Genomic DNA, 20,727 nt, shown 5'->3' with positions numbered 1-20,727 from the left:
GGTATGTACAATATAGAACAACTCAAAATGTTCGCTTATGCGGTAGAACTGGGTTCATTTTCAGCAAGTGCGCGAAGGCTAGGGAAAGTCCAATCTGCCGTAAGCCAAGGTATTAGTAATCTGGAGATCGATTTCAATACCACGCTGTTTGATCGTTCAACTCGGAAGCCGACACTCACTCGTGAAGGTGAGCAGATTTACAAGCAAGTGAAAGCGATCATTATGCAGGTCGAAGATTTGAACGTGATGGTCAATGCCATTAATGATCAACAAGAGGGGCTAATTAGATTGGCGCTCGACGATTCACTGCTAGTCCCGAACCTGTCACCGATACTGAAAGAGTTCAGTGCGCATTTCCCTGCCACAGAGGTTGAGTTGATCGCTTGCACCACCACAGAAGTGAACCCGTTTGTACAACAAGAGAAAGCGGATATCGGCTTAATGTTCACTGACTTGGCGTTTGATGTAGGCTCCGAGCCCTGTTTTATTGGTCACCTGCCGTTTGTGGCGGTCTGTCATCCCAATCATCCCCTTGCTTGTGTTCCTAAAGCGAAGTTGCCTGACTTGCTTCCCCATCGACAGCTAATGTTGAGGGGAGATAAGGGTAAGCTGATGGACCAGTTTCCTTTGATTGCAGGGAAAGTGTGGTGGTCGAATAGTTTTATCGTGATTAAAGAGATGTTGTTGGGTAGTGATATTGGCTGGGCATACCTACCAGAGCACCTAGTTAGAGACGAAGTCGATAAGAAGCAGCTGGTGGAAATTAACATCGCCTTTGATCATAAAACTTGGTCGCCTCCAGTGGATCTGATTTTGTCGAAGACCAAAAACAAAGGGCCTGCGCTTAAATGGTTGGAGCATGGTTTAAAGAGTTTGCTCGATTAAATGTCTGTGCAGCTGTTCAACGATGTTTAAAAATCAAAAAGGCTCATACCTTTCGGAATGAGCCTTTGGTTTCGGTATCAACAGTGGTTGTATACGCTCACACTAGTTAAGCGTTTTTACTGTTTGACCTGAGTAATATTTGTCTTTCATTTTCAGAGCGACGTTTACTAGGTAAATCAGGACTGGTACTTCGATTAGTGGGCCAATAACGCCTGCGAATGCTTGGTCAGAGTTAATGCCGAACACCGCGATAGATACCGCAATGGCCAATTCAAAGTTGTTACCCGTTGCTGTGAAAGCGATCGATGCGTTCTTGTCGTAATTGATGCCCATCTTTTTACCGATAAAGAAGCTGATAAAGAACATCACTGTGAAGTAAATTGTCAGCGGAATCGCGATTAACAGTACATCCATTGGCAGTTCAACAATCATCTCACCTTTTAGGCTGAACATCAGAACAATGGTTGCTAGTAGTGCAATCAAAGTCATTGGAGAAATGCGTGGGATGAACACCTCTGTGTACCACTGTTCACCTTTCATCGAAACCAAGACCTTACGGCTTAGGAAACCTGCCAAGAACGGGATACCCAAGTAGATCAGTACACTATGGGCGATATCAATCATTGAGATATCAACCATCATGCCTTCGTAACCAAACACAGGCGGCAATACGCTGATGAACAGCCAAGCCATAAAGCTGTAGCTCACAACTTGGAAAGCGCTGTTGAGAGCAACCAAAGCCGCACCATACTCTTTGTTACCGCCACCGATGTCGTTCCAAACCAATACCATTGCTACACAGCGAGCAAGGCCGATTAGGATAACGCCAACCATGTAACCTGGGTGGTCACCCAAGAATGTAATCGCCAGAACAAACATCAAGATTGGACCAACGATCCAGTTCATGATGAGTGACAGTTTGATCGCTTGTTTATCTTTAACCACGGTGCCCAATAGGCTGTAGTTTACCTTAGCCAGTGGCGGATACATCATTAGGATCAGACCAATGGCCAATGGAATATTGGTGCTGCCTACTGACATTGATTCGTTCCACTGCTCAATTTGTGGAAACATAATACCCAGAAGGACACCCAGTCCCATGGCGATGAAGATCCAGAGTGTTAAGTAGCGATCTAGAAAACTCAACTTCGGTTTCATACTATTCTCTCTATTGTTATCGCTAATCGTCGAAAGGCGATTGATTAAGGCAAAAAAACACACTAATGGGAACAGACCATTTTCGGTCGGTCACTTAGTGTGATCGTTGTTTTCTAGCCAATAAATGGCTGTTACTTCAATATGTTATTAAAGATAGATTCAAAGCGCTGAATATTGTCGCGGTCAATGCGGTAACACATCTTAGGTGGGATGGATTCCGCTGTAATAAAACCGCTGGCTTTCAGAATTCTTAGGTGCTCAGAAACCGTCGATTGAGCAAGACCCAATTCGCTAACCAAGTCACTATTCAAACAACCACCGGCCTTCTCTAAAGCAGAGAGAATACTCAAAATACGTATTCTTGCAGGATGAGCAAGTGCTTTGGCTAGGGCTGCCATCTCTTGTTCCGCTTCACTGTTGCCAGGTGGCAGCGTGCCGCAGTTACCCTTCGCTTCGCATTGTGCTGTCATGGTGATGTTTCGCTTACTACTAATCGTTAAAAGACGATTAATAGTAAGCCGATTTACTGAGTCGGTCAAATTTATCTTTTCTAACTCGCACATTAACCGTTATCTGATTATTATTTTTCTATATCTATCATGTATTTATTGGATTTTCTCTCCAAGCCAATAGAGTGGCCATACTTGGTTTTTATTGCTGTTGTTTAACAGAGTACCAATAAAAACAAGAGCCAAACTGCCACTTAATACCGGCGTGATCAGAAATGTCCAATCAATATTGGCGGTGCCAGCGAACGCTATAACAATAGGGTTAGCTCCCGCTGGTGGATGAACCGTTCGGAAGTGTTGCATCAACATGATGGCAGTTCCGACTGCGATCGCCATGACGATGTATGAATCACCAAATGCAAATAGAGCAGATAATCCTACGGCGGCCGAAATGAAGTGGCCGAGTACGATGTTTCTCGGTTGCGCTAGCGGCGAAGTGGGCACGGCAAATAGCAATACACACGTGGCCCCAAATGGCGCCATTAACCAAGGTATTCCTGAATAATCCGCAAGCAGAGACAACACTAAAATTCCTGCAGTTCCACCGACAAATCCTTTTAACTTTTGCATTGCGTCAGCTTTAGGTGGTAGCGCGCCTCCACCTGATAATCGACTTCTCATACTCATCTCCTCGACTAGGATAGTTTGATACTTTGATGTGTACAGATCTGTACTGTTTGATTTGAATGATACAGATCTGTACACTTCTTGCAACGACAGATTTCAAACTGTGTTTTTGAATGCATCTAACGAGTTGAAAGTAATGAGTAAAAAAGATCTAATTCTAGACGTGGCAGAGTCTCTATTTAATCGGCTTGGTTACACCGCGGTGGGTGTCGATATGATTCGTGACGAAGCGGGTGTTTCAAAGACTTCGATGTATCGTCATTTTGGTTCTAAAACCAAGCTCATTGAATCGGTTTTGGCAAGGCGCCATCAGAGATTTGAAGAGAGTTTAGAGGCCTGCGTAGCCGAAGCTCATAGTTCGCGAGAAAAACTATCTGTACTGTTAGACTGGCATTTCAACTGGTTTGCACAAAACGATTTTAAGGGCTGTATGTTCATGCACGCTCTGGCTGAGTTTAAGGAGTCTGAAAGCGAGATTGCACACTTATCTCAAAAGCACAAAACTTGGATAAAAAGCCTTCTTGAGCAGGTGATCAGTGCATCATCAAACGACGAGGTTCGCTCAGAAATGATGATGGTGTTCTTAGAAGGTCTGATTGTTAGAAGCGAGTTTGAAAGATTGGAAGCAGACAAAGATCATTATCATAAAACTTGGTTGATGCTGGCTGAGTACTGATCCTGGTATGGAAAGAAAGGCGTGTTTAGGACAAGAAATAGCGCTCCTTGTTGAGATATACTCTCGCTCTTGGCTCGCCATGGCGAGTAGATGACAATAATTTTAAGGTAAGTTTTGAAGATGCCACACCACAACATTAAATTTATCGCTGCTGATATGGACGGCACTCTACTCAATGAGCACGGTAAGCTCGATCCTGCATTTTTTGACCTGTATGAGAAGCTAGAAGCGCAAGATATTATGTTTGCCGCGGCTTCTGGTCGCCAGTACTACAGCCTGATGGAGACCTTTGCGCCGATTAAAGATCGCATGATGTTTGTTGCTGAAAACGGCACACTGGTGATGCATAAAGGCGAAGAGCTTTATAGCTGCACGATCGATAAAGCATCGATTCAAGCGATCATCAAAGAGGCTCGCAAGATTGAAGGCGCTCATTTGGTTCTTTGCGGTAAGAAATCTGCTTATATTGAAACGCAAGACGAGCAAGCGACAACTGAATTCGCAAAATACTATCACCGTTGCGAGCTGGTGGATGATCTGCTGACGGTTGACGATGAATTCATCAAAGTTGCGATTTGTCATTTCGGTGGCTCGCAAGAGTTTGTGAATCCTTCTATCAACGACAAGTTTGGTGAAGATTTTCAAGTCGTCGTCAGTGCTAAAATTTGGTTGGATGTAATGAATGCGGAAGCCTCAAAAGGTGCGGCGATCAAACATCTTCAAAATACCTTGGGCTTCACATACGAACAGACGATGAGCTTTGGTGATTACCTCAACGATTACGAGATGCTAAAAGAGAGCTACCACTCGTATGCGATGGACAACGCGCATCCACAATTGAAAGAGATTGCGCGTTTCAGTGCGCCAAGCAATAAAGAAGCAGGTGTTTTCCAAGTGATTGAAAAGCTTCTCAACTAAATCATTCAACGCCTTACTTATGCATCTAAAACCAGCCCCGTAACGGAGCTGGTTTTTTATTGAGCGTTTCTTACGAATAGAAGCTAAACACATTGATTCGACAGGGTGCACTCTGGGCTAATCTGCTTAACAAGCTGTGTCATCCAAAGTGCTGCGGCTAGTACAATAATTCCCACAATCACAAACCCGTACACAATCGCATCAGTTGAGGCTAAGAAGGCGATGAGCACGTAACTTAAGCTTTGCGTCATAGTGGCGAATAAGGTTAGGCCACCATCAACGCGTCCTCGATGAGCCATGTCTACGGAATGGTGCATCCAGTTAGTCCTTGCGATTCGATTGAGAGCATTGAACGCCCCTAGTGCTAAGGTTAGCGCGATGATGTAAACCGGATCGCTGAGCTGGCCAATGGCGACTAAAGTTAAGCCTATGATCAGCATCGACAGTTGCATGATGGTTTGATGAGAAGCCATTTTTAGGATTTTAGGTATCAACAAACCAATCACCAAAGCTCCCACTCCTAAAGCTATGTTGTAAAGGGCCAACCAATCACCAGTGATGTTGATTTCAGAGAACCAGATTGGAACCAGACGACTTAGAAAAGTAAGTACCGGATAAGAGAGACACGACGCCATTAAAAAAGCAAAGAAAGAGGGCGATTGAATAACGAGTGTCCTTATCTCAATCAGTTGTTGTTTGAATGGTGTACGAACTGATGATTTTATACGACGTTGGTAAGGGGTTAGCAGGTAACTAAAGGTAGCTAACAAAGAGGCGACGCCTGCAAATAACCCAAACTCAATAATGCTCCACTGTTCCAGCAGAATCACTCCCAGAGCGCCAGCGCCTAGCGTCGTCGATTGCATCACAACCTCTTGATAACTTGAGATCTTCGCATACTCCGTTTGGTCGTAGTTTTCTTGAGTAAACGCATTATTGGTGTGCCAAGCTAAGTTACTCGATACCCAAAAGACCAGTTGTGCTGCTCCTAAAACCCATAAGCTTCCCCAATCGATAGCGTAGATGAAAGCGACCAAAAATGCGGTCATAAACTGTATGACCTGCATCCAAACCAAAATGTTTTTGCGTGAATGTCTGTCGATCAAGGCTGAGAAATAGGGTGTTGAACAGAAAGTAGTGAGGGTACAAGCCAGTGCCGTGAGTGCGACGAATTCACCTTGACCGGGCTGGCTGAGCATTAACCAAGGTAGTGCCAACATAAAGAGACCAGAACTAATGCCATCAAAGAATCGTCCTGCGAGGTAGGGTGGGGTTTTACTTTTCATACTCTGTCCATGTAATTGTGTTCGTTTTGGGCTACTCTAAATCCTAAAGTTAACTTGAGGTCAACGTCTTTTAGGAGAAAGTTTATGCATATGACAGTAGGGCAGGTGGCTAAGCGAGCTGGTGTAAGTGTGCCAACGCTACATTTCTATGAGCAGAAAGGACTTATCACCAGTACTCGAGATCAAGGGAATCGTCGCCAGTTTGATCGACAAATTCTAAGAAGAATTGCAGTAATCAAAGCAGCGCAAAATATCGGCTTGTCTCTACAAGAGATCATTGATGCACTAGCAACGCTGCCCACTCATCGAGCACCTAAGAAAGAGGAGTGGGAGCAACTTGCTCTGGATTGGAACAAGCAGTTAGAAGCAAAGATTCAGAGCTTAAAAACACTGCAAAGTGAGTTAAGTGGCTGTATCTATTGTGGTTGTTTATCGATGGAGAAATGCAAACTTTACAACCCTGATGACACTAAAGGTGTGCATCAAACTGGGGGGAGTTTGATTCAAGGAAAGCAAGAAAGCCAAGAGTAGTTAAGGTGCTTTCAAGGTAACTCGATGTATATAAGCTAGAACTAATTTATAGTTGAACGACTGTTCATAATTATCTATATTATCTCAACTAGCATAACTGTACGTAGAGTACTAAGTGAAAAACGATGAGTAATAAAATCCAGTTAGATGTAGTTTCCGATGTCATGTGCCCTTGGTGCGTGGTTGGTTACAAGAATTTGGAAAAGGCGATTCAAGAGCTTGGACTAGAACAGAAGGTTGGGCTTACTTGGCAGCCTTTTGAGCTAAACCCAGACATGCCACAAGAGGGTGAAAACCTTCGTGAGCATCTAATGCGTAAATACCAAATCAGTGCGGAGCAGAGTCAGCAAAATCGTCTAAATATCACTGAACGTGGTAAAGAGGTTGGCTTTACATTCGATTTTTACGATGAAATGAGAATGGTAAACTCCCGTCACCTTCACGTATTGCTCGAATATGCTAATGAGCATGGCAAACAAACCGACCTTAAACTGCGTTTCTTCACTGCACACTTTAGCGAACAGAAAGACCTTTCTGACCTCAATGTGGTGAAAGCCGAGTTAGAACAAGTTGGTCTAGACGCAGAAAAAGCGCTTGAGCGTTTGACTCAGGCATCTCACATCGAGCAAGTAGAGGCGCAAGAGTTCCAATGGCAAAGACTAGGTATCTCTTCTGTTCCTACGGTTGTGATCAACCGAACCAGCGCTGTGACTGGTGCACAAACGGTAGAAACGTATAAACAGATCTTACTCGAAGAGCTAGAACAAGAGTCATAACCATCTGCATAGCCTATTGAGACTGTTTGCTGTTTTGTGACTACGTCGTTTTACAGCACACATATGAATCGATAGGCTATTTTTATTCCCTTCGTCACTCTCAGGATCTTTATGGATTCGCTGTCTCTCGCCCAAGCTCGAAAAGTTATTCTGCACTCTCAACTGTTGCCGCCTAAGCAGGTCAAACAGTCCTCTAAAGCAGTCACTTTGTCAGCTCTTGAGCAGCTCGGTTATATTCAAATTGACACTATCTCAGTGATACAGCGTGCTCATCACCATACGCTTTGGAATCGAAATGCTCGCTATCAACCCAAAGATCTTGATGTACTGCTCGAACAAAAGCAGGTCTTTGAGTATTGGTCGCACGCTGCCGCTTATTTACCAATGCGTGATTATCGCTACAGCCTGTATCGTAAAAACGGCTTTAAAACCGGACAGCTGAAACACTGGTATAAGAAAGATCAAAGCTTGATGGACGATGTACTCAAACGAATTGAGCAAGAAGGTCCGTTAATGGCCAAAGACTTTGAGGGTGAACGGACTAACAAAGGTGGATGGGGCGGTAAACCTGCCAAACAAGCGTTGGAAACCTTGTTTATGCAGGGGGATTTGATGGTGCCTAAGCGGGTTAATTTTCACAAGGTGTATGATTTAACCGAGCGCGTCGTTCCTAGCCACATTGATACCAGCGTGCCCAGCGAGTTCGAATATGCTCGTTATCTGATAGTCCAATTTTTGCAGGCGAATGGAGTGGGGCTCGTTTCGGAAATGAGTTACCTACTGAAGAACGTCAAGCCGCTGCTTAACCAAGTCTTACAGCAGATGCTGGAGGAGGGCGAGGTGATAGAGGTTGCCATTGAGCAGAACACTTACTATTTACTTCCACACTCGCTCGATCTGCTCAAGAGACCATTGAGCCGAGGTAAGCTCAAAATATTATCGCCGTTTGATAATCTTCTGATTCAAAGAAAGCGAATGAATGCCCTGTTCAACTTTGATTATCTGATCGAATGTTATGTCCCAGAGGCCAAGCGTCAATATGGCTATTTTAGCCTGCCTTTGCTGTGGCAGGGTGAGTTGGTAGCGCGTATGGATTGTAAAGTTAACCGTAAACAAGGGTGTTTACACATCAACAACCTAGTGCTCGAAAGTAAGGTCAAACAGCTTGAGTCGTTTGTTGAAGCCTTAGTGCTGGAGCTGAAACACTTCATGGCGTTTAATCAATGCTCACATTGCGTTGTTCATCAGTCTACGCCACTGGCGGTTCGTGATGTTTTAACACAGCGCTTAAAGGCTCTATTAGGTTAGGTTTAACTCGCTCAGCAAAAAATCGACAAAAGTTCTATTTTTTAAAGAGAGTTGCTTAGTCTTGTACAGCAGGTGAACCGGTTTCGGTTTGGGCGCGCATCCTGGCAAAATCTCTTTCAATGTTCCTTTTTCTAACTCCTCTTCAACCAAAATTCGAGGTTGAAGTAATACGCCTACCCCTTGCAAAGCTGCATATCGAAGTACGTCACCATTGTTTGAATGCAATCGAACGTGATCAGAGGTTCCAGAGTGAATTGCAGTCTGCTTAGTTTGGCTATCACCGCGGCTAGAGTAACTGAAACCTAAAGATGGGTGGTTAGCTAAGTCTTCGACCGATTCAATCTTAGGATTGCTGTCTAAGTAGCAAGGTGATACGGCATAAATCATCTCATAATCACCCAGATGACGAGCAACCAAACTGGAGTCGGTGAGTTCCCCAATACGCACAATCAAATCGATGTCCGAAGAGTAAGGATCAACGAGGTCATTATTGAGCATCAGTTCAACGTTAATACTTGGATGTTGGCTTAAGAACTTGGCAATGATGGGAGCTAACACCTTATTTCCATAGGTGATAGGGCTGTTAATTTTCACTGTGCCTTGCGGCTTGTTTTCGAGTGTCTGAATCAGATTTTCTGCGTTACTGATATCTTCCAGTATCCGTTTACACTCGCGGTAATAGAGCTGGCCGGAGTCGGTTAAAGACTGTTTGCGCGTGGTTCGGTGCAAGAGTTGAGTATTAAGGCCTGTCTCTAGTGAGTGAACATGCTTGCTGATCATGGTCGCTGAGAGGGCAAAGTGATCGGCCGCTCGTCGAAAACTGCCATGCTCAACCACATAAGCGAATACCTTCATACTGGTGAGTTTATCCATGATAAAGCCTTATTAAACACTATTAGTTTACAAACAATAAACGAAACGTGAGTTTATCAATTATTAAGGGTTAATTATATTAGTGAGGATCTAAAACTGTGGAAAGATGAAAATGACGAATCCTATCTTCGTAACGGCTGAACTAAGAATAAAGCCAAACATTGAGCGTGCTGTAGCCATCGAAGCGATTGAGCAGTTCTGCCTAGACATGCAGAGTGAACCGGGTTGCTTACAAGCGATTGCAACCTATGATGAAAAGCAGAGTGATAGAGTTATCTTGCTTGAGCAGTACGCTGATCGTGAAGCGATCAATCAACACTTTGGTATGCCTCATACGCAGGCCTTTATTCAGACCGATATGACTGAACTGGTACAAGCATTTGAAACTCAGAAGCAGGAGAAGTAAGCGATGAAATGGGGAATCCTAGGTACTAGCTTTATTTCGGGTGTCATGGCAGATGCAATCAAAGGCGATGCTCAAAGTGAGTTGTACGCAGTTGCAGGGCGTACAGAGAAAACACTGAACGATTTTGCTGCGCAATATCAGCCAACCGTCACTTTTAATAGCTATGACGCTCTAATCGAAGATGAGTCAGTTGATATTATCTACATTGCGCTACCAAATCACGTTCACCATGAGTATGTAATTAAAGCTGCTCAAAAAGGCAAAGCGATTCTGTGTGAGAAATCGTTGTCAGTTGATGTGGAGAAAACAGACGCAGCGCTAGCAGCTGTTAAAGAAGCGGGCGTATTCTTTGCTGAAGGCTTGATGTATCTAAACCACCCACTTATCGCTTCGCTTCATAAAGAGCTAGCAAGTGGCGATATTGGTGAAGTACGTTCGATTCAAGCGTCATACATCGCGGCGATTGATCAGTTTGTGAATCCAGAAAGTAAAGGCGCATTGTACAATCTAGGTTGTTACCCGATGTCTCTGATTCACTCTGTCGCACAGCACCAGTTTGGAGAGAGTGTGTTTGAAAACCTACAGATCTCTGCAATCGGTCGACGTGGCCAAGATGGTAATATCTGCGAATCGTCAGCGATGATGCGCTTCAATGATAGCTTTACCGTTCAAATCCACACTGCAGAAGACCATGGGCTAAAGCATGGTTTTACGATTCTAGGTAGCAAAGGCTGTATCACGCTCGATACCAACCCATGGTTACCGACTGAAGAAAACAGATTCACGGTTGAGATCTACGAAACGTCGAAGCGTGAAGTGAAAGTTGAAGCGCAAGGCGATGGCTTCCATTATCAAGTGCGCAATATCCGCCGGGGGGTTGAGCAAGGTAACAAGGAACTTGCTGCGCCAATGGCAACTCACCAAAACTCACGCGTAATCATGAAGTTGCTGACGGATTGGGAACAAGCCGCGAGCGCTTAACCTTCAGACTTGTATGTACGACTCATGCTTGATTACCTTGCTGCATAGCTCAGCTAATCAACGTGGGTCGTTCTTTCTCACATATTCCCCCAAATATTTTCCCTTTTGATTTCCTATAAATACTTTGCAATTCAAGCAGCCGCAGTGTCCAATACGGCTTAATAGATTTGAGTTGTAAAAACCTTATACTTTAAGGTGTTAAATAGGGACGTTGCTTTATGCGCAAATCGGATAAGAAGATAGAAAATCAAATTAGAGACGTACTCACCGAGGTTTGTGAAGATACGTTGAAAGGCTACGATGGTTTTCTGTGGGTGACTCATATAGTCAACTTCTCTTCTTTTCCTCAGAGCCTGAAAATCGTTGGTGTATTCGATACTAATCAAGATAGAACCCATTTCTTAGAGAGTGGAGGCCAACAGGAAGTCGCTTCAGTCATTCAAAATGCGTTCAATCAGGTTGGGATTAAACTCAAGAGTGCGGATAAACACATCAGTTACGACACCCAAGAAAACTGCGACCGTGACCATCAAGGCAAGTGGAACTTGAGACTCTAGTCATCTCGTTTCACGCATTTCCCCACGATAGAGGACATAAAGTGAAAAAAGCTCAATGGTCGTTGAATACGCAAACACTATTAGGAGTGCTTAAACAACTTTCACTGCTGGCATTATTTGTCTCTGTAGGCGGTGTTGCTCTGTTTATTTGGCTTATTTTTGGGGTCACTATTGCCCCCTTTGATGACCCTTATCTCTCAAACGCTGAATATAAGCTTCTCGTTGAGCAGGAAAATCAGCTTATTAACCTGGGCTTATGGGTTGGCAAGATCTATGTTGCTAGCTTAGTGATCTTCTTTGCGGCTCGTATTGTGAAGGTGCTTCGAAGGGGCTAGAAGAGTACTCTAGCCCTTAATCCCAAGGGTTCGATTAGCAAATAACTTCAATACCTCTATTGTTTGGTTTGTCTAGATCGACCCATTAGTACCAATTGCTGTACTTGGCGCGATTATGGTTTGGTTAAAATCTAAAGAGAAGTCACAAGTAAAAGCTGCAGCAGCAAGCTAATACCGCGTCTCTGGTTATACTGCCCCTATCGTTTGATTGGCTTGTCGATCACTCATAGGGGCTTATTGGATCTACGAATTATGAAAATAGTTATCGCACCAGACTCATTCAAAGAGTCATTAGACGCTGCTTCTGTGGCGAAATGTATTGAAAATGGCTTTCGAGAAGTGTTTCCGGATGCAGAGTATGTGGCACTTCCCCTAGCTGATGGCGGAGAAGGCACTGTCGATGTGCTGCTTCAGGGATTGTCGGGTAACAAGTACACCACTGAAGTTATGGGCCCGCTTGGTAATACAGTTGCCGCGCAATGGGCAATGCTAGAGCCTTCACCTAGTAACCCAAAGCGTACTGCCCTTGTTGAGATTGCCAAAGCGTCCGGTTTGGATTTGTTAGCTCCAGATAAGCGTAACCCAATGCTAGCGACGTCGTTTGGTACTGGGCAATTAATGCTTGAAGCGATTGAGCAAGGTGCAGAGGCAATCATACTTGGGCTAGGCGGCAGTGCGACCAATGATGGCGGTGCAGGTATTGTTCAGGCTCTAGGAGGCAAGCTGCTGGATGACCAAGGTAAAGAAATCGCGTTAGGTGGATTTGCTTTGTCTCAGCTAACGACGATCGACCTTTCAGGGGCCGATGAGCGCTTGAGTAATATTGACCTGACAGTCGCCTGTGATGTTGCAAACCCGCTTTGCGGTGAAAATGGTGCGAGTTATATTTTTGGTCCACAGAAAGGGGCATCGCCTGAACAAGTGCAAGCGTTGGATTCGGCTCTTCACCACTTTGCGACCGTTGCCATGCAACAACATCCTAGCGCTGCCAAAGCCGACACCTTAGAAATATCAGGGTATGGGGCTGCGGGTGGCTCGCCAATGGGTTTGAGCTTGCTGTTTGCAATGCAGTTAAAGCCAGGTATTGAGATGGTGCTAGACACGCTAAATGCTGACGAGGTACTTAAAGGTGCTTCACTGGTTATTACTGGAGAAGGGCAGATGGACAACCAAACCCTGCAAGGTAAAACCCCTTTCGGTATTGCGCTGCGAGCACAAAAGCAGGGTATCCCAACGATAGGAATTGCGGGTTCGCTGGGCACTGAAGTTGATGAGCTCTACTCTGCGATGGGAGCGCTTTTTGGCACAGTACGTTCTCCTCAGCCGCTAGAGCAAGTATTGAAAGAGGCAGAAACCAACCTAACTCGAACAGCACGAAACATAGCCGCGACATTAAAACTCGGCTCTGCCATTCTTAACTGATCTTCATAAATCTGACTTATTTAAATCTTTGTAACTGCAGGCGACTTCGTCTGCGGTTTTTTGTCGATAGATTTTGCCTATCGAATCTATAAATTTATCCCATTATCATTTGGAGCTAGCGAGTTTTACTATTCCTTTTATCAGTTTTAGAGCAGTAAATAGAGTAGAAAAATGAGTAAGAAAGCACTGATTGTAGAAGGCGGCGCAATGCGAGGTATTTTCGCAGCGGGTGTATTGGATGCATTCATGGCGGAGGGTTTTAAACCGTATGATTTTGCATTCGGTGTGTCGGCTGGCGTTTCCAACATAATCGGCTATCTGTCTCATGCACCACGTCGTAGTCTAGATGTGATCACCACCATGGCGACAGACAAAGCCTTTTTTAACCCAGCGCGTTTTGCCAAGGGTGGCAATTTGGTAGACGTGAAATGGTTGTGGGAAGAGTCGAACCTACGTTACCCATTAGATTACAGCCGTCTATTTGGGGGCATTCCGTTTTATGCAGTGGTGACCAATGTTGAAACTGGTAATGCGAACTACTACCAAATCAAGCCAGAAAACCTTTCCAATGTCGTAGAGGCGACAACAGCTTTACCTATCGCTTATCGAGAAACGCCATGCTTTTCAGGTGGTTGTTATACCGATGGTGGTGTCGCGGACTCTATTCCCGTTCGAGAAGCTTATCGTCGCGGCGCGCGTGATATTACTGTGATCTTGTCACATCCCTTGAGCTATCAGATGAAGCCACAAAAATATCAATGGGTGATCAAAAAGCTGCTTTCAAAGTATCCCAATATTGCAGAATCGATGGCGGTACGTGCTGAAAACTATAACCAGTCGCTAGAGTTTATTCGTAACCCACCGAAGGATGCCAAGATCAAAGTGATCGCGCCCCCAGAGAATTTTGGAGTAAAAAGGCTGACCATGGACCAGACGCTATTGAGTGAGGGGTACCAAATGGGTATCGATGCGGGTAATGAACATTTGGCGATTCGAAATGGTATTCATGGCTTAGATACGGAAAACTGCCACTTCTGTATTTAGGATCTTTTAATGAACCACGAGCTCCAAGTCAGCTCGTGGTCGTTCGTATCTAGAGCTATCGGTTATAGCTCGATAAGCTCATTGCCACTCTTTTCATTGCTAAAGTAAGCAATAATGCTACCGAGCGTGGTGTTGGCAATGTTTGATAGAGCATCTTTAGTCAGAAATGCTTGGTGGCCAGTGAATAGTACGTTGTGACATGCAGACAAACGACGGAATACATCATCGACAATCACATCGTTAGACTTATCTTGGAAGAACAGCTCTTTCTCGTTGTCGTAAACATCAAGGCCTAGTGCGCCAATCTTGCTCTGTTTTAGAGCTTCAATTGCCGCTGTAGAATCCAGTAGTTCACCACGGCTGGTATTCACGATCATCACGCCATCTTTCATTTTGCTAAATGCTGTCGCATCAAGTAGGTGATAGTTCTCTTTGCTCATAGGGCAGTGCAGAGAAATCACGTCTGAGTGTTGGTATAGCTCATCCAGTTCGACATATCTTGCACCCAGTGCTTCAGCAAGTGGGTTAGGGTATGGGTCGTAACACAGAATGTTCATTCCCAAGCCTTTCAGGATACGCATGGTCGCGAGGCCAATTTTACCTGAACCGATGACACCGACGGTCTTACCGTGAAAATTGAAACCAACCAAGCCCTCAAGAGAGAAGTTCGCGTCACGAGTACGTTGATATGCCTTGTGCAGTTTTCGGTTTAGACACATCATCATGCCAACTGTGTGCTCAGCCACGGATTCTGGTGAATAAGCAGGAACGCGAACAACCTGAAGACCAAGCTCTTTTGCTGCCTCTAGGTCAACTTTGTCGAAGCCTGCACAACGCATTGCAATAAGCTTAGTGCCACCTTGAGCCAATACTTCCAAAACGTCGCGAGATAAATCATCGTTTACAAAGGCACAGACAGCTTCACAATCGTGAGCCATCTTCGCTGTCGTGGTTGTTAAACGAAAGTCGTGAAAATGAAACTCAGCCTTGAGTTCACCTTTCGCCAGTGTAAATGACTTTTCGTCGTATGATTTTGAGCTAAAAAAAGCAATGTTGAGCATGGCTTCCTCTCTTACTTTAAACATCAATAATAAGTATCAAAATGATCAATTCACGCAGTGTGCGCCACTTTAGATGTGTTGTCTATCATGATTAGTCATTGTTTTTATTATGGTTATTGTGTGGTTTTATACGGCTGTTCGTTATTGGAGATCTTAAGAGCACAATGTTATTTACGAGTGTTGAACATCTTCTTGGTCTCTTTTTCAGACCAAAAGTTAATGTTGAATTGCGCGTCGTCACTGAGTTCAACACGGTGCCAGTATTGAGGAGGGCTCGTAGCAAATTGACCAGCTTCAATCACGATGACCTGCTCTGGCTCTATAGCATCAGCATTAGCAAAGCCATAGAAAGTGACAGTCCCTTCCATTACACAGATCTGCCCAAACACACCCTCGGCGGTATTGTGGTGGTTGAGTAGTGCCGCTGGAATATTGTCTTTGGTGAAAAAGGGCGTTGAGCGTTGAATCGTCCAGTGTTTTGGAATACGTAAATGGGCCATAAAGTGATCCTTTTGTCATTGAATTTGAAGAGAATGAATTCGGATTACCAGTAATTTTCGCTACTGAATTGACCGGGTTTACGACGTAGGTGCTTTTCTAATCCGAGCTGATTTAAGGCTGCGCTAGTGTCGCGAACCATTTCTGGATTGCCGCAAAGGTAGAAGAAACTACGCTCTTTATTGATAGTGACAGACGTGGCTTGCTCAAGGTCGCCTCCAAGTAACAGACTTGGGATTCGTCCGCGCAAAGCTCCGGTAACGGATTCTCGTGAAATAATTGGCACATAATGAAGCGTTCCTTGAAAGTGTTGGATGAATGTTTGGATGCGTTCTTGATAAGTGAGATCAGCTTGAGTCCTTACCGCGTGAACAAGGATGAGGTGCTCAAACGGGAGAGGTGTCTCTTGTTGTTGAAGCTGTTCTAAAAGTGATAGAAATGGGCCAATTGCGGTACCTGTTGACAACATCCATAGATCTTTCGCGGTCGAAGGGATCTCTTCGAGCGTCATAAATCCACTAGGATCCCGCCCAACAAACACCTCATCACCTTGTTGGAGCTGGTGGAGTTTGGGAGACAGTTGTCCGTCAGAGTCTTTTACTATCAGAAATTCTAAATGTTGATGGTCCTTAGTGTGTGAAGGAGCATTCACCATTGAGTAGGCGCGTCTGACTAATTCTCCTTGCTCGTTTTCGAGCCCTAGTTTGGTGAATTGCCCAGCAAGATAACTGGAGACAGGCGTTTTCACTTCAATCGAAAAAAGTTGATGGTTCCAATCAGTTCTCCCAATCACTGTGCCTGACACTAAGCCGTGGGGTAGTTCTGTCATAATCTTAACCTCCTATTGAGTGCCTCGATAGCAAGGCTCTAATAAGCATAATCAAAGAGTCTGACATAATATTAGCAGGTTATATGCCAATAATGAGAATCGTTATCAAATGGGGTTTGGGATTGTTTTTAACTGACTTAAGAGTCCATATGACTCACTGTAATTTATTTCTCTATGACTTGGTTGTGTCTAAATGACTTTATTTTTAGATCTTGGAATCCCTAATTGCTTTAGCGAGCTTTTTTGAGCCTTGGGTCGATATCAAGTCATCAAGCCGAATTGAACGGTTAGTGGCCTTGTTGTTGGATGGCTTTGTTTTGGTTGCCACTTTACAGCTAGGACAAGCAGGGTTGGTGAGTATTGAGCGAGGTTGTTTAAAGACTATGTGGTTACAACTTGGGCAAAGCAGAGAAACCTTTGTGGTCTGATTTTGGTAGTGATAGCTATCGGTAAATTGATAACCAAACTCGATAGCAACTTGTTCTATTTCACGCTGAGATTTGGCACTTCTTCTGACTATGGGTTTGATTGAAAGGAGGTATTGTTCAAAGTCAGAGTCCGAAAGTTGGTAAAGAGTTTTCATAAGAATTTTTCGATAGCGATGATGGCGGTTTTGTTATGACGTGAATCATCATAGCAAGGGCATCTGTTATCTGGCGTAACGACATGTAAGCGTGGTAAGGAAAGTTAAGCCATCGAATTATTGTGAAGTGTCTAAACCAGAGCATAACCAATTAATTGAATAGTAATGTGATCTTGTATTCAGTTTCTTGATTTTTCCTGTTGGTAATTATTAGCTTATTTCGAACGGTTTGGGTGGGTTTCGTGCGGGTTGCTTTTAAAAAGCCACCAGATAGAGACTGGTGGCTACCTATTTCTAGGTTTTTTTGAAATATTCAGTTCAAAAAACAAGAGTTCAGTGAACTTTGATGAATACTACATTGTGATTTTATAAAAATAAAGCATAGAAAAGTAAAGAATGTAAATGAGATGAATTATCATTTGCATCGTGTATTATGCACCGCTCTTGTTGTTGTTTATAAAATATAAGTACTATTATGAAACTGAAGTCACTCCCTGCAGCGATTACCGTTGCACTTACTACTTTTGCTGCCCAAGCTGCCGATGAAACCGTCGTTGTTGTCGGTTCCGCCCTAGATCAACACGTTCAAACTGAGATCAACTCTGATACTCTGGAACAGAAACAAGCGTCAGACATTAAAGATGTTCTCAATACCATGCCGAGCGTAACGGTAGATGGTAACGCTCGTTACTCTCGTAAAGTCTTCATCCGTGGTATGGAAGACAAGTTCTCGGTTGTTACCATCGATGGCGCTCGCCAAGAAGGTCAATTGTTCCACCACTCAGGTGACCAGACGTTTGATCCTGCAATGCTGAAATCAGCAGAAATCACTCTAGGTGGTAACTCTGTACTTTCGGGTGCGGGTGCGATTAACGGCTCATTCAGCTACGAAACAAAAGATCCGAGTGACTTATTGCGTGGTGACGAAACAGTTGGTGCACGTGTTAAGACTGGCTACCAAACGGCTTATGAGCGTTTCACTACTAACGTAGCTGTTTACGCGAAGCTAAACGACAAACTGCAATTCATGGGTATCGCTAACTACTCTGAAGATGGTGACCTACATATCCCTGGTGAAGATGACGTTACATCTAAGCAAGGCGAGTTAAAGTCTGGCTTGGCGAAAGTGGTATTTATTCCAAACGACGCCAACGAATTTAAGCTGACATTCAACAAATACGAAGATGGTGGTAAGCGCCAGCTTTCAGGTGAAAAAGCGGGTGCACTGTACGCAGATGATGAGCATAACTACCATGCAATCAGCCGCGATACAGTGACACTAAACCACCATTACGACAATGGCAGCGATCTTGTAAACCTAACAACTGACCTGTACTACAACCGTCAGTACATGGACCGTGATGCACTAACTGAAGACTACGGTAACTGGGATAATTCATCAGGTAGCTGGGTATTCACTAAAGACGGCGAACTGTCTATTCCAGATCGTGAATACAATGTAACAACCATTGGTGGTGATATCCGTAATATCTCATGGGTCGGTGATCATGAGCTGACTTATGGTGTTGAAGGCTACAAAGCGAAACAGTGGATTGACTCTGGTTTAGGTACTTACACTTCAGGTACTAAAGCAGGCGAGACTAAGAACTACGACATGGATGGTGGTACCGTTACTGCTTACGGTATCTACGCTCAAGACGCCTTTGAAATCAGTGACTTCCGTTTTGTGACAGGTCTTCGTTATGACGTGCACGAACTAGGTGGCGTGTTCTCTGGTAAGTACGACCAGCTTTCACCTAAGTTCCAAGGTGAGCACCAAACAACAGACAACCTAAGACTACGTGTTGGTTACGGTCGCCTATTCAAGGGTGCTGCACTTCCTGAAACGCTAACCATGAAAGCCGCAAGTGATGTAAATCAAGCGGATACTAAGGCGATGACAGGTAACAACTACGAAGCGGGCTTCGATTACGATCTGTCTGATTCGCTTGCAGCTGATCATGCAATCCTAGGTTTCACGGCTTACCAGTACGACCTTGATAACCAAATGCACCCAACGAAAAACAACACAACACTGGCAAACCAGTACGATGTTGAAGTGTGGGGTGTAGAGACAGTATTTACTTACAGCATCGATGACTTTGCGCTATACGCAAACCACTCGTTCTCTGACGGTGACCAAACTAGTCTAAAAAATGGCAAAACAAGCCACATGAACAAGACTGGCATCCACAACATCAAAGCGGGCTTCAACTACAGTCTATCTAACGAGCTAGTGTTTGGTTGGGATTCACGTTTTGTTCCGGGTAATGACTACACAGATGAAGATGGCGTGAAGATTGAACGTGCTGGCTTCGGTACTCACAACATTTGGGCGGCTTACGTTCCAGATTTTGCTAAGGACCTGTCGGTTAACCTTGCTGTCGATAACCTATTTGATAAGAAGTACGCTGAGCACACAGGCTTCGGTATCTCTTGGGGTTCTGAGAAGTACACCAGCTATGAAGCAGGTCGTAACTTCAAAGCTTCTGTTGCTTACAGCTTCTAAAAAACAGACACTGCCTAGAGCAAGCCCCGCATTACGCGGGGTTTGTTCTTTTAGGAGACAGAAATTTTGATATTTAGAGTAAATATCTCTTATTTAAAACTCTAGTGTTTCACCATCTTCAGGAATCAACACCTTGTCAGCTAATTGATGATGTTCAAGCGTCTGCTTTAATGTTGAACGTTCGATAGGGCAGTGATTCAACGCTTCCATATGATTGGCGATCACTTTACCTGGAGAAAGGCGGATGAACTCCATCACTTCATCGGTTGGCATCAACAGAGGCTGCCCCACATCCATTTGAGCTTGACCAGTTGCGACCACAGTAATATCGGGCTTTAGCTCAGTTAGCGCACGCTTCACGTCGTCAGTCAGTACCGTATCACCACTGATGTAAATTGATGGTTCATTTGGAAGCTCTAAATAGAATCCACAGCCATTTGCCATCACTTTATGGATCCAGCCATGACCATGTTGCGCAGGCACCGCGGTGATTTTCCCCTCTAGATAATCCGTCTCGACCCAGCTGTCTAAACCATGACTCACGGTAATCCCATACTTTTCTAGGTAAGCTTTATCTTTGCTTGGTGTGGCGACTGAAATGCCGTTATTAACTAAGAAAGCTTCACCTGCAGTGTCTAGGTGGTCACCATGTTGTAGGAGTTTGAAACCAAAGGTTTGACTGTGTGTGATTAAAGCGTGAGTCACCGTATCAAGTAATGGCCCTGCATTGGCGGGTAAGTCTACGGTTGGGTTCTTGGCTGCTTTGAAGCGTAATACAGAGAACGGAGGCAGTGAGCCTTTTTCACCTAGCATCGGATCAATCAGAATACGGTATTGGCCTGATTCAATAATAAAAGTGGCACTGCGAAGGTGATGAATTTTCATGATGTTTGCTCCGATGAATTAATGTCCAACAATTATGGTGCAGAGTGAAAACGTGTAATACTGTGTTTAA

At 44.3% G+C, this 20,727-nt stretch carries 23 protein-coding genes; 13 read left to right on the top strand and 10 right to left on the bottom strand.

Translation table 11 applies throughout. The annotated features are described in order from the left end of the window. Positions 1–3: 3 nt before the first annotated feature. Positions 4–885: a LysR family transcriptional regulator gene (locus KI743_RS07180; RefSeq protein WP_285465754.1), complete on the top strand. Its 882-nt coding sequence runs from the start codon at positions 4–6 to the stop codon at positions 883–885. A gap of 102 nt (positions 886–987) precedes the next feature. Here the strand turns inward: KI743_RS07180 and arsB are convergent, their stop codons facing one another. From arsB to KI743_RS07165, 3 genes are all read right to left on the bottom strand, one after another. Continuing rightward, positions 988–2,043, bottom strand: a complete 1,056-nt coding sequence (arsB, locus tag KI743_RS07175; protein WP_285465753.1) for an ACR3 family arsenite efflux transporter — start codon at positions 2,041–2,043, stop codon at positions 988–990. 131 nt (positions 2,044–2,174) lie between these two features. Then, the gene (locus KI743_RS07170; protein WP_032550585.1) at positions 2,175–2,513 is read right to left on the bottom strand and encodes a helix-turn-helix transcriptional regulator; all 339 of its coding nucleotides are present in this window, start codon (positions 2,511–2,513) and stop codon (positions 2,175–2,177) included. A 135-nt stretch (positions 2,514–2,648) separates the two neighbouring features. Next, on the bottom strand, positions 2,649–3,173 hold the full coding sequence (locus tag KI743_RS07165; protein ID WP_285465752.1) for an HPP family protein: 525 nt from the start codon (positions 3,171–3,173) through the stop codon (positions 2,649–2,651). A gap of 142 nt (positions 3,174–3,315) precedes the next feature. On the opposite strand from KI743_RS07165, the gene KI743_RS07160 reads away from it, so the two are divergent. Continuing rightward, positions 3,316–3,855 carry a TetR/AcrR family transcriptional regulator gene (locus tag KI743_RS07160; protein WP_285465751.1) on the top strand — a complete coding sequence of 180 codons (540 nt, stop codon included), beginning with the start codon at positions 3,316–3,318 and terminating at the stop codon, positions 3,853–3,855. A 120-nt stretch (positions 3,856–3,975) separates the two neighbouring features. Then, a complete protein-coding gene (locus KI743_RS07155; RefSeq protein ID WP_285465750.1) occupies positions 3,976–4,773 on the top strand; it encodes a Cof-type HAD-IIB family hydrolase in 798 nt (265 codons plus the stop codon). Positions 4,774–4,856: 83 nt separating this feature from the next. Here the strand turns inward: KI743_RS07155 and KI743_RS07150 are convergent, their stop codons facing one another. Continuing rightward, positions 4,857–6,059 carry an MFS transporter gene (locus KI743_RS07150; RefSeq protein WP_285465749.1) on the bottom strand — a complete coding sequence of 401 codons (1,203 nt, stop codon included), beginning with the start codon at positions 6,057–6,059 and terminating at the stop codon, positions 4,857–4,859. 84 nt (positions 6,060–6,143) lie between these two features. Between KI743_RS07150 and soxR the strand changes: the two genes are divergently transcribed. From soxR to KI743_RS07135, 3 genes are all read left to right on the top strand, one after another. Continuing rightward, positions 6,144–6,590 (top strand): redox-sensitive transcriptional activator SoxR, encoded by a 447-nt coding sequence (gene soxR / locus KI743_RS07145; protein ID WP_285465748.1) that lies wholly within the window; start codon positions 6,144–6,146, stop codon positions 6,588–6,590. A gap of 125 nt (positions 6,591–6,715) precedes the next feature. Next, positions 6,716–7,366 (top strand): DsbA family oxidoreductase, encoded by a 651-nt coding sequence (locus KI743_RS07140; protein ID WP_285465747.1) that lies wholly within the window; start codon positions 6,716–6,718, stop codon positions 7,364–7,366. A 111-nt stretch (positions 7,367–7,477) separates the two neighbouring features. After that, positions 7,478–8,674, top strand: coding sequence for a winged helix-turn-helix domain-containing protein (locus KI743_RS07135; protein ID WP_285465746.1), 1,197 nt, complete (start codon positions 7,478–7,480; stop codon positions 8,672–8,674). On the opposite strand, the gene KI743_RS07130 is transcribed toward KI743_RS07135, so the two are convergent. Further along, positions 8,666–9,547, bottom strand: coding sequence for a LysR family transcriptional regulator (locus KI743_RS07130; protein ID WP_285465744.1), 882 nt, complete (start codon positions 9,545–9,547; stop codon positions 8,666–8,668). The two genes, KI743_RS07135 and KI743_RS07130, sit on opposite strands and share 9 nt — an antisense overlap. A 106-nt stretch (positions 9,548–9,653) precedes the next feature. Between KI743_RS07130 and KI743_RS07125 the strand changes: the two genes are divergently transcribed. The 6 genes from KI743_RS07125 to KI743_RS07100 all read left to right on the top strand — a co-directional run bounded on the left by KI743_RS07125 (position 9,654) and on the right by KI743_RS07100 (position 14,292). Next, positions 9,654–9,953, top strand: coding sequence for a putative quinol monooxygenase (locus KI743_RS07125; protein WP_032550577.1), 300 nt, complete (start codon positions 9,654–9,656; stop codon positions 9,951–9,953). Positions 9,954–9,956: 3 nt separating this feature from the next. Next, on the top strand, positions 9,957–10,934 hold the full coding sequence (locus tag KI743_RS07120) for a Gfo/Idh/MocA family protein (protein ID WP_285465743.1): 978 nt from the start codon (positions 9,957–9,959) through the stop codon (positions 10,932–10,934). A gap of 218 nt (positions 10,935–11,152) precedes the next feature. After that, the gene (locus tag KI743_RS07115; protein ID WP_285465742.1) at positions 11,153–11,491 is read left to right on the top strand and encodes a Fis family transcriptional regulator; all 339 of its coding nucleotides are present in this window, start codon (positions 11,153–11,155) and stop codon (positions 11,489–11,491) included. A gap of 41 nt (positions 11,492–11,532) precedes the next feature. Beyond that, entirely contained in the window at positions 11,533–11,826 is a 294-nt protein-coding gene (locus tag KI743_RS07110) for a hypothetical protein (RefSeq protein ID WP_285465741.1), read from the top strand. A 252-nt stretch (positions 11,827–12,078) separates the two neighbouring features. Then, entirely contained in the window at positions 12,079–13,248 is a 1,170-nt protein-coding gene (locus tag KI743_RS07105) for a glycerate kinase (RefSeq protein WP_285465740.1), read from the top strand. Between the two features lie 171 nt (positions 13,249–13,419). Continuing rightward, positions 13,420–14,292 carry a patatin family protein gene (locus KI743_RS07100; RefSeq protein WP_285465739.1) on the top strand — a complete coding sequence of 291 codons (873 nt, stop codon included), beginning with the start codon at positions 13,420–13,422 and terminating at the stop codon, positions 14,290–14,292. 62 nt (positions 14,293–14,354) lie between these two features. On the opposite strand, the gene KI743_RS07095 is transcribed toward KI743_RS07100, so the two are convergent. The 4 genes from KI743_RS07095 to KI743_RS07080 all read right to left on the bottom strand — a co-directional run bounded on the left by KI743_RS07095 (position 14,355) and on the right by KI743_RS07080 (position 17,263). After that, entirely contained in the window at positions 14,355–15,353 is a 999-nt protein-coding gene (locus tag KI743_RS07095) for a 2-hydroxyacid dehydrogenase (protein WP_285465738.1), read from the bottom strand. Between the two features lie 167 nt (positions 15,354–15,520). After that, positions 15,521–15,853, bottom strand: a complete 333-nt coding sequence (locus KI743_RS07090; protein WP_285465737.1) for a DUF1971 domain-containing protein — start codon at positions 15,851–15,853, stop codon at positions 15,521–15,523. 44 nt (positions 15,854–15,897) lie between these two features. Next, on the bottom strand, positions 15,898–16,680 hold the full coding sequence (locus KI743_RS07085) for a ferredoxin--NADP reductase (protein ID WP_285465736.1): 783 nt from the start codon (positions 16,678–16,680) through the stop codon (positions 15,898–15,900). Between the two features lie 205 nt (positions 16,681–16,885). Then, positions 16,886–17,263, bottom strand: a complete 378-nt coding sequence (locus tag KI743_RS07080; protein WP_152469907.1) for a hypothetical protein — start codon at positions 17,261–17,263, stop codon at positions 16,886–16,888. Positions 17,264–17,738: 475 nt separating this feature from the next. On the opposite strand from KI743_RS07080, the gene KI743_RS07075 reads away from it, so the two are divergent. Continuing rightward, positions 17,739–19,772, top strand: coding sequence for a TonB-dependent receptor domain-containing protein (locus KI743_RS07075; RefSeq protein ID WP_285465735.1), 2,034 nt, complete (start codon positions 17,739–17,741; stop codon positions 19,770–19,772). Positions 19,773–19,865: 93 nt separating this feature from the next. Here the strand turns inward: KI743_RS07075 and KI743_RS07070 are convergent, their stop codons facing one another. Next, a complete protein-coding gene (locus KI743_RS07070; protein WP_285465734.1) occupies positions 19,866–20,657 on the bottom strand; it encodes an MBL fold metallo-hydrolase in 792 nt (263 codons plus the stop codon). Between the last annotated feature and the right edge of the window lie 70 nt (positions 20,658–20,727).

This window comes from Vibrio sp. D420a (assembly GCF_030248625.1).
GTDB lineage: Bacteria > Pseudomonadota > Gammaproteobacteria > Enterobacterales > Vibrionaceae > Vibrio > Vibrio fortis_A.
The sequence above is the reverse complement of the archived record's forward strand: the minus strand, read 5'-3'. Positions and strand labels throughout refer to the sequence as shown.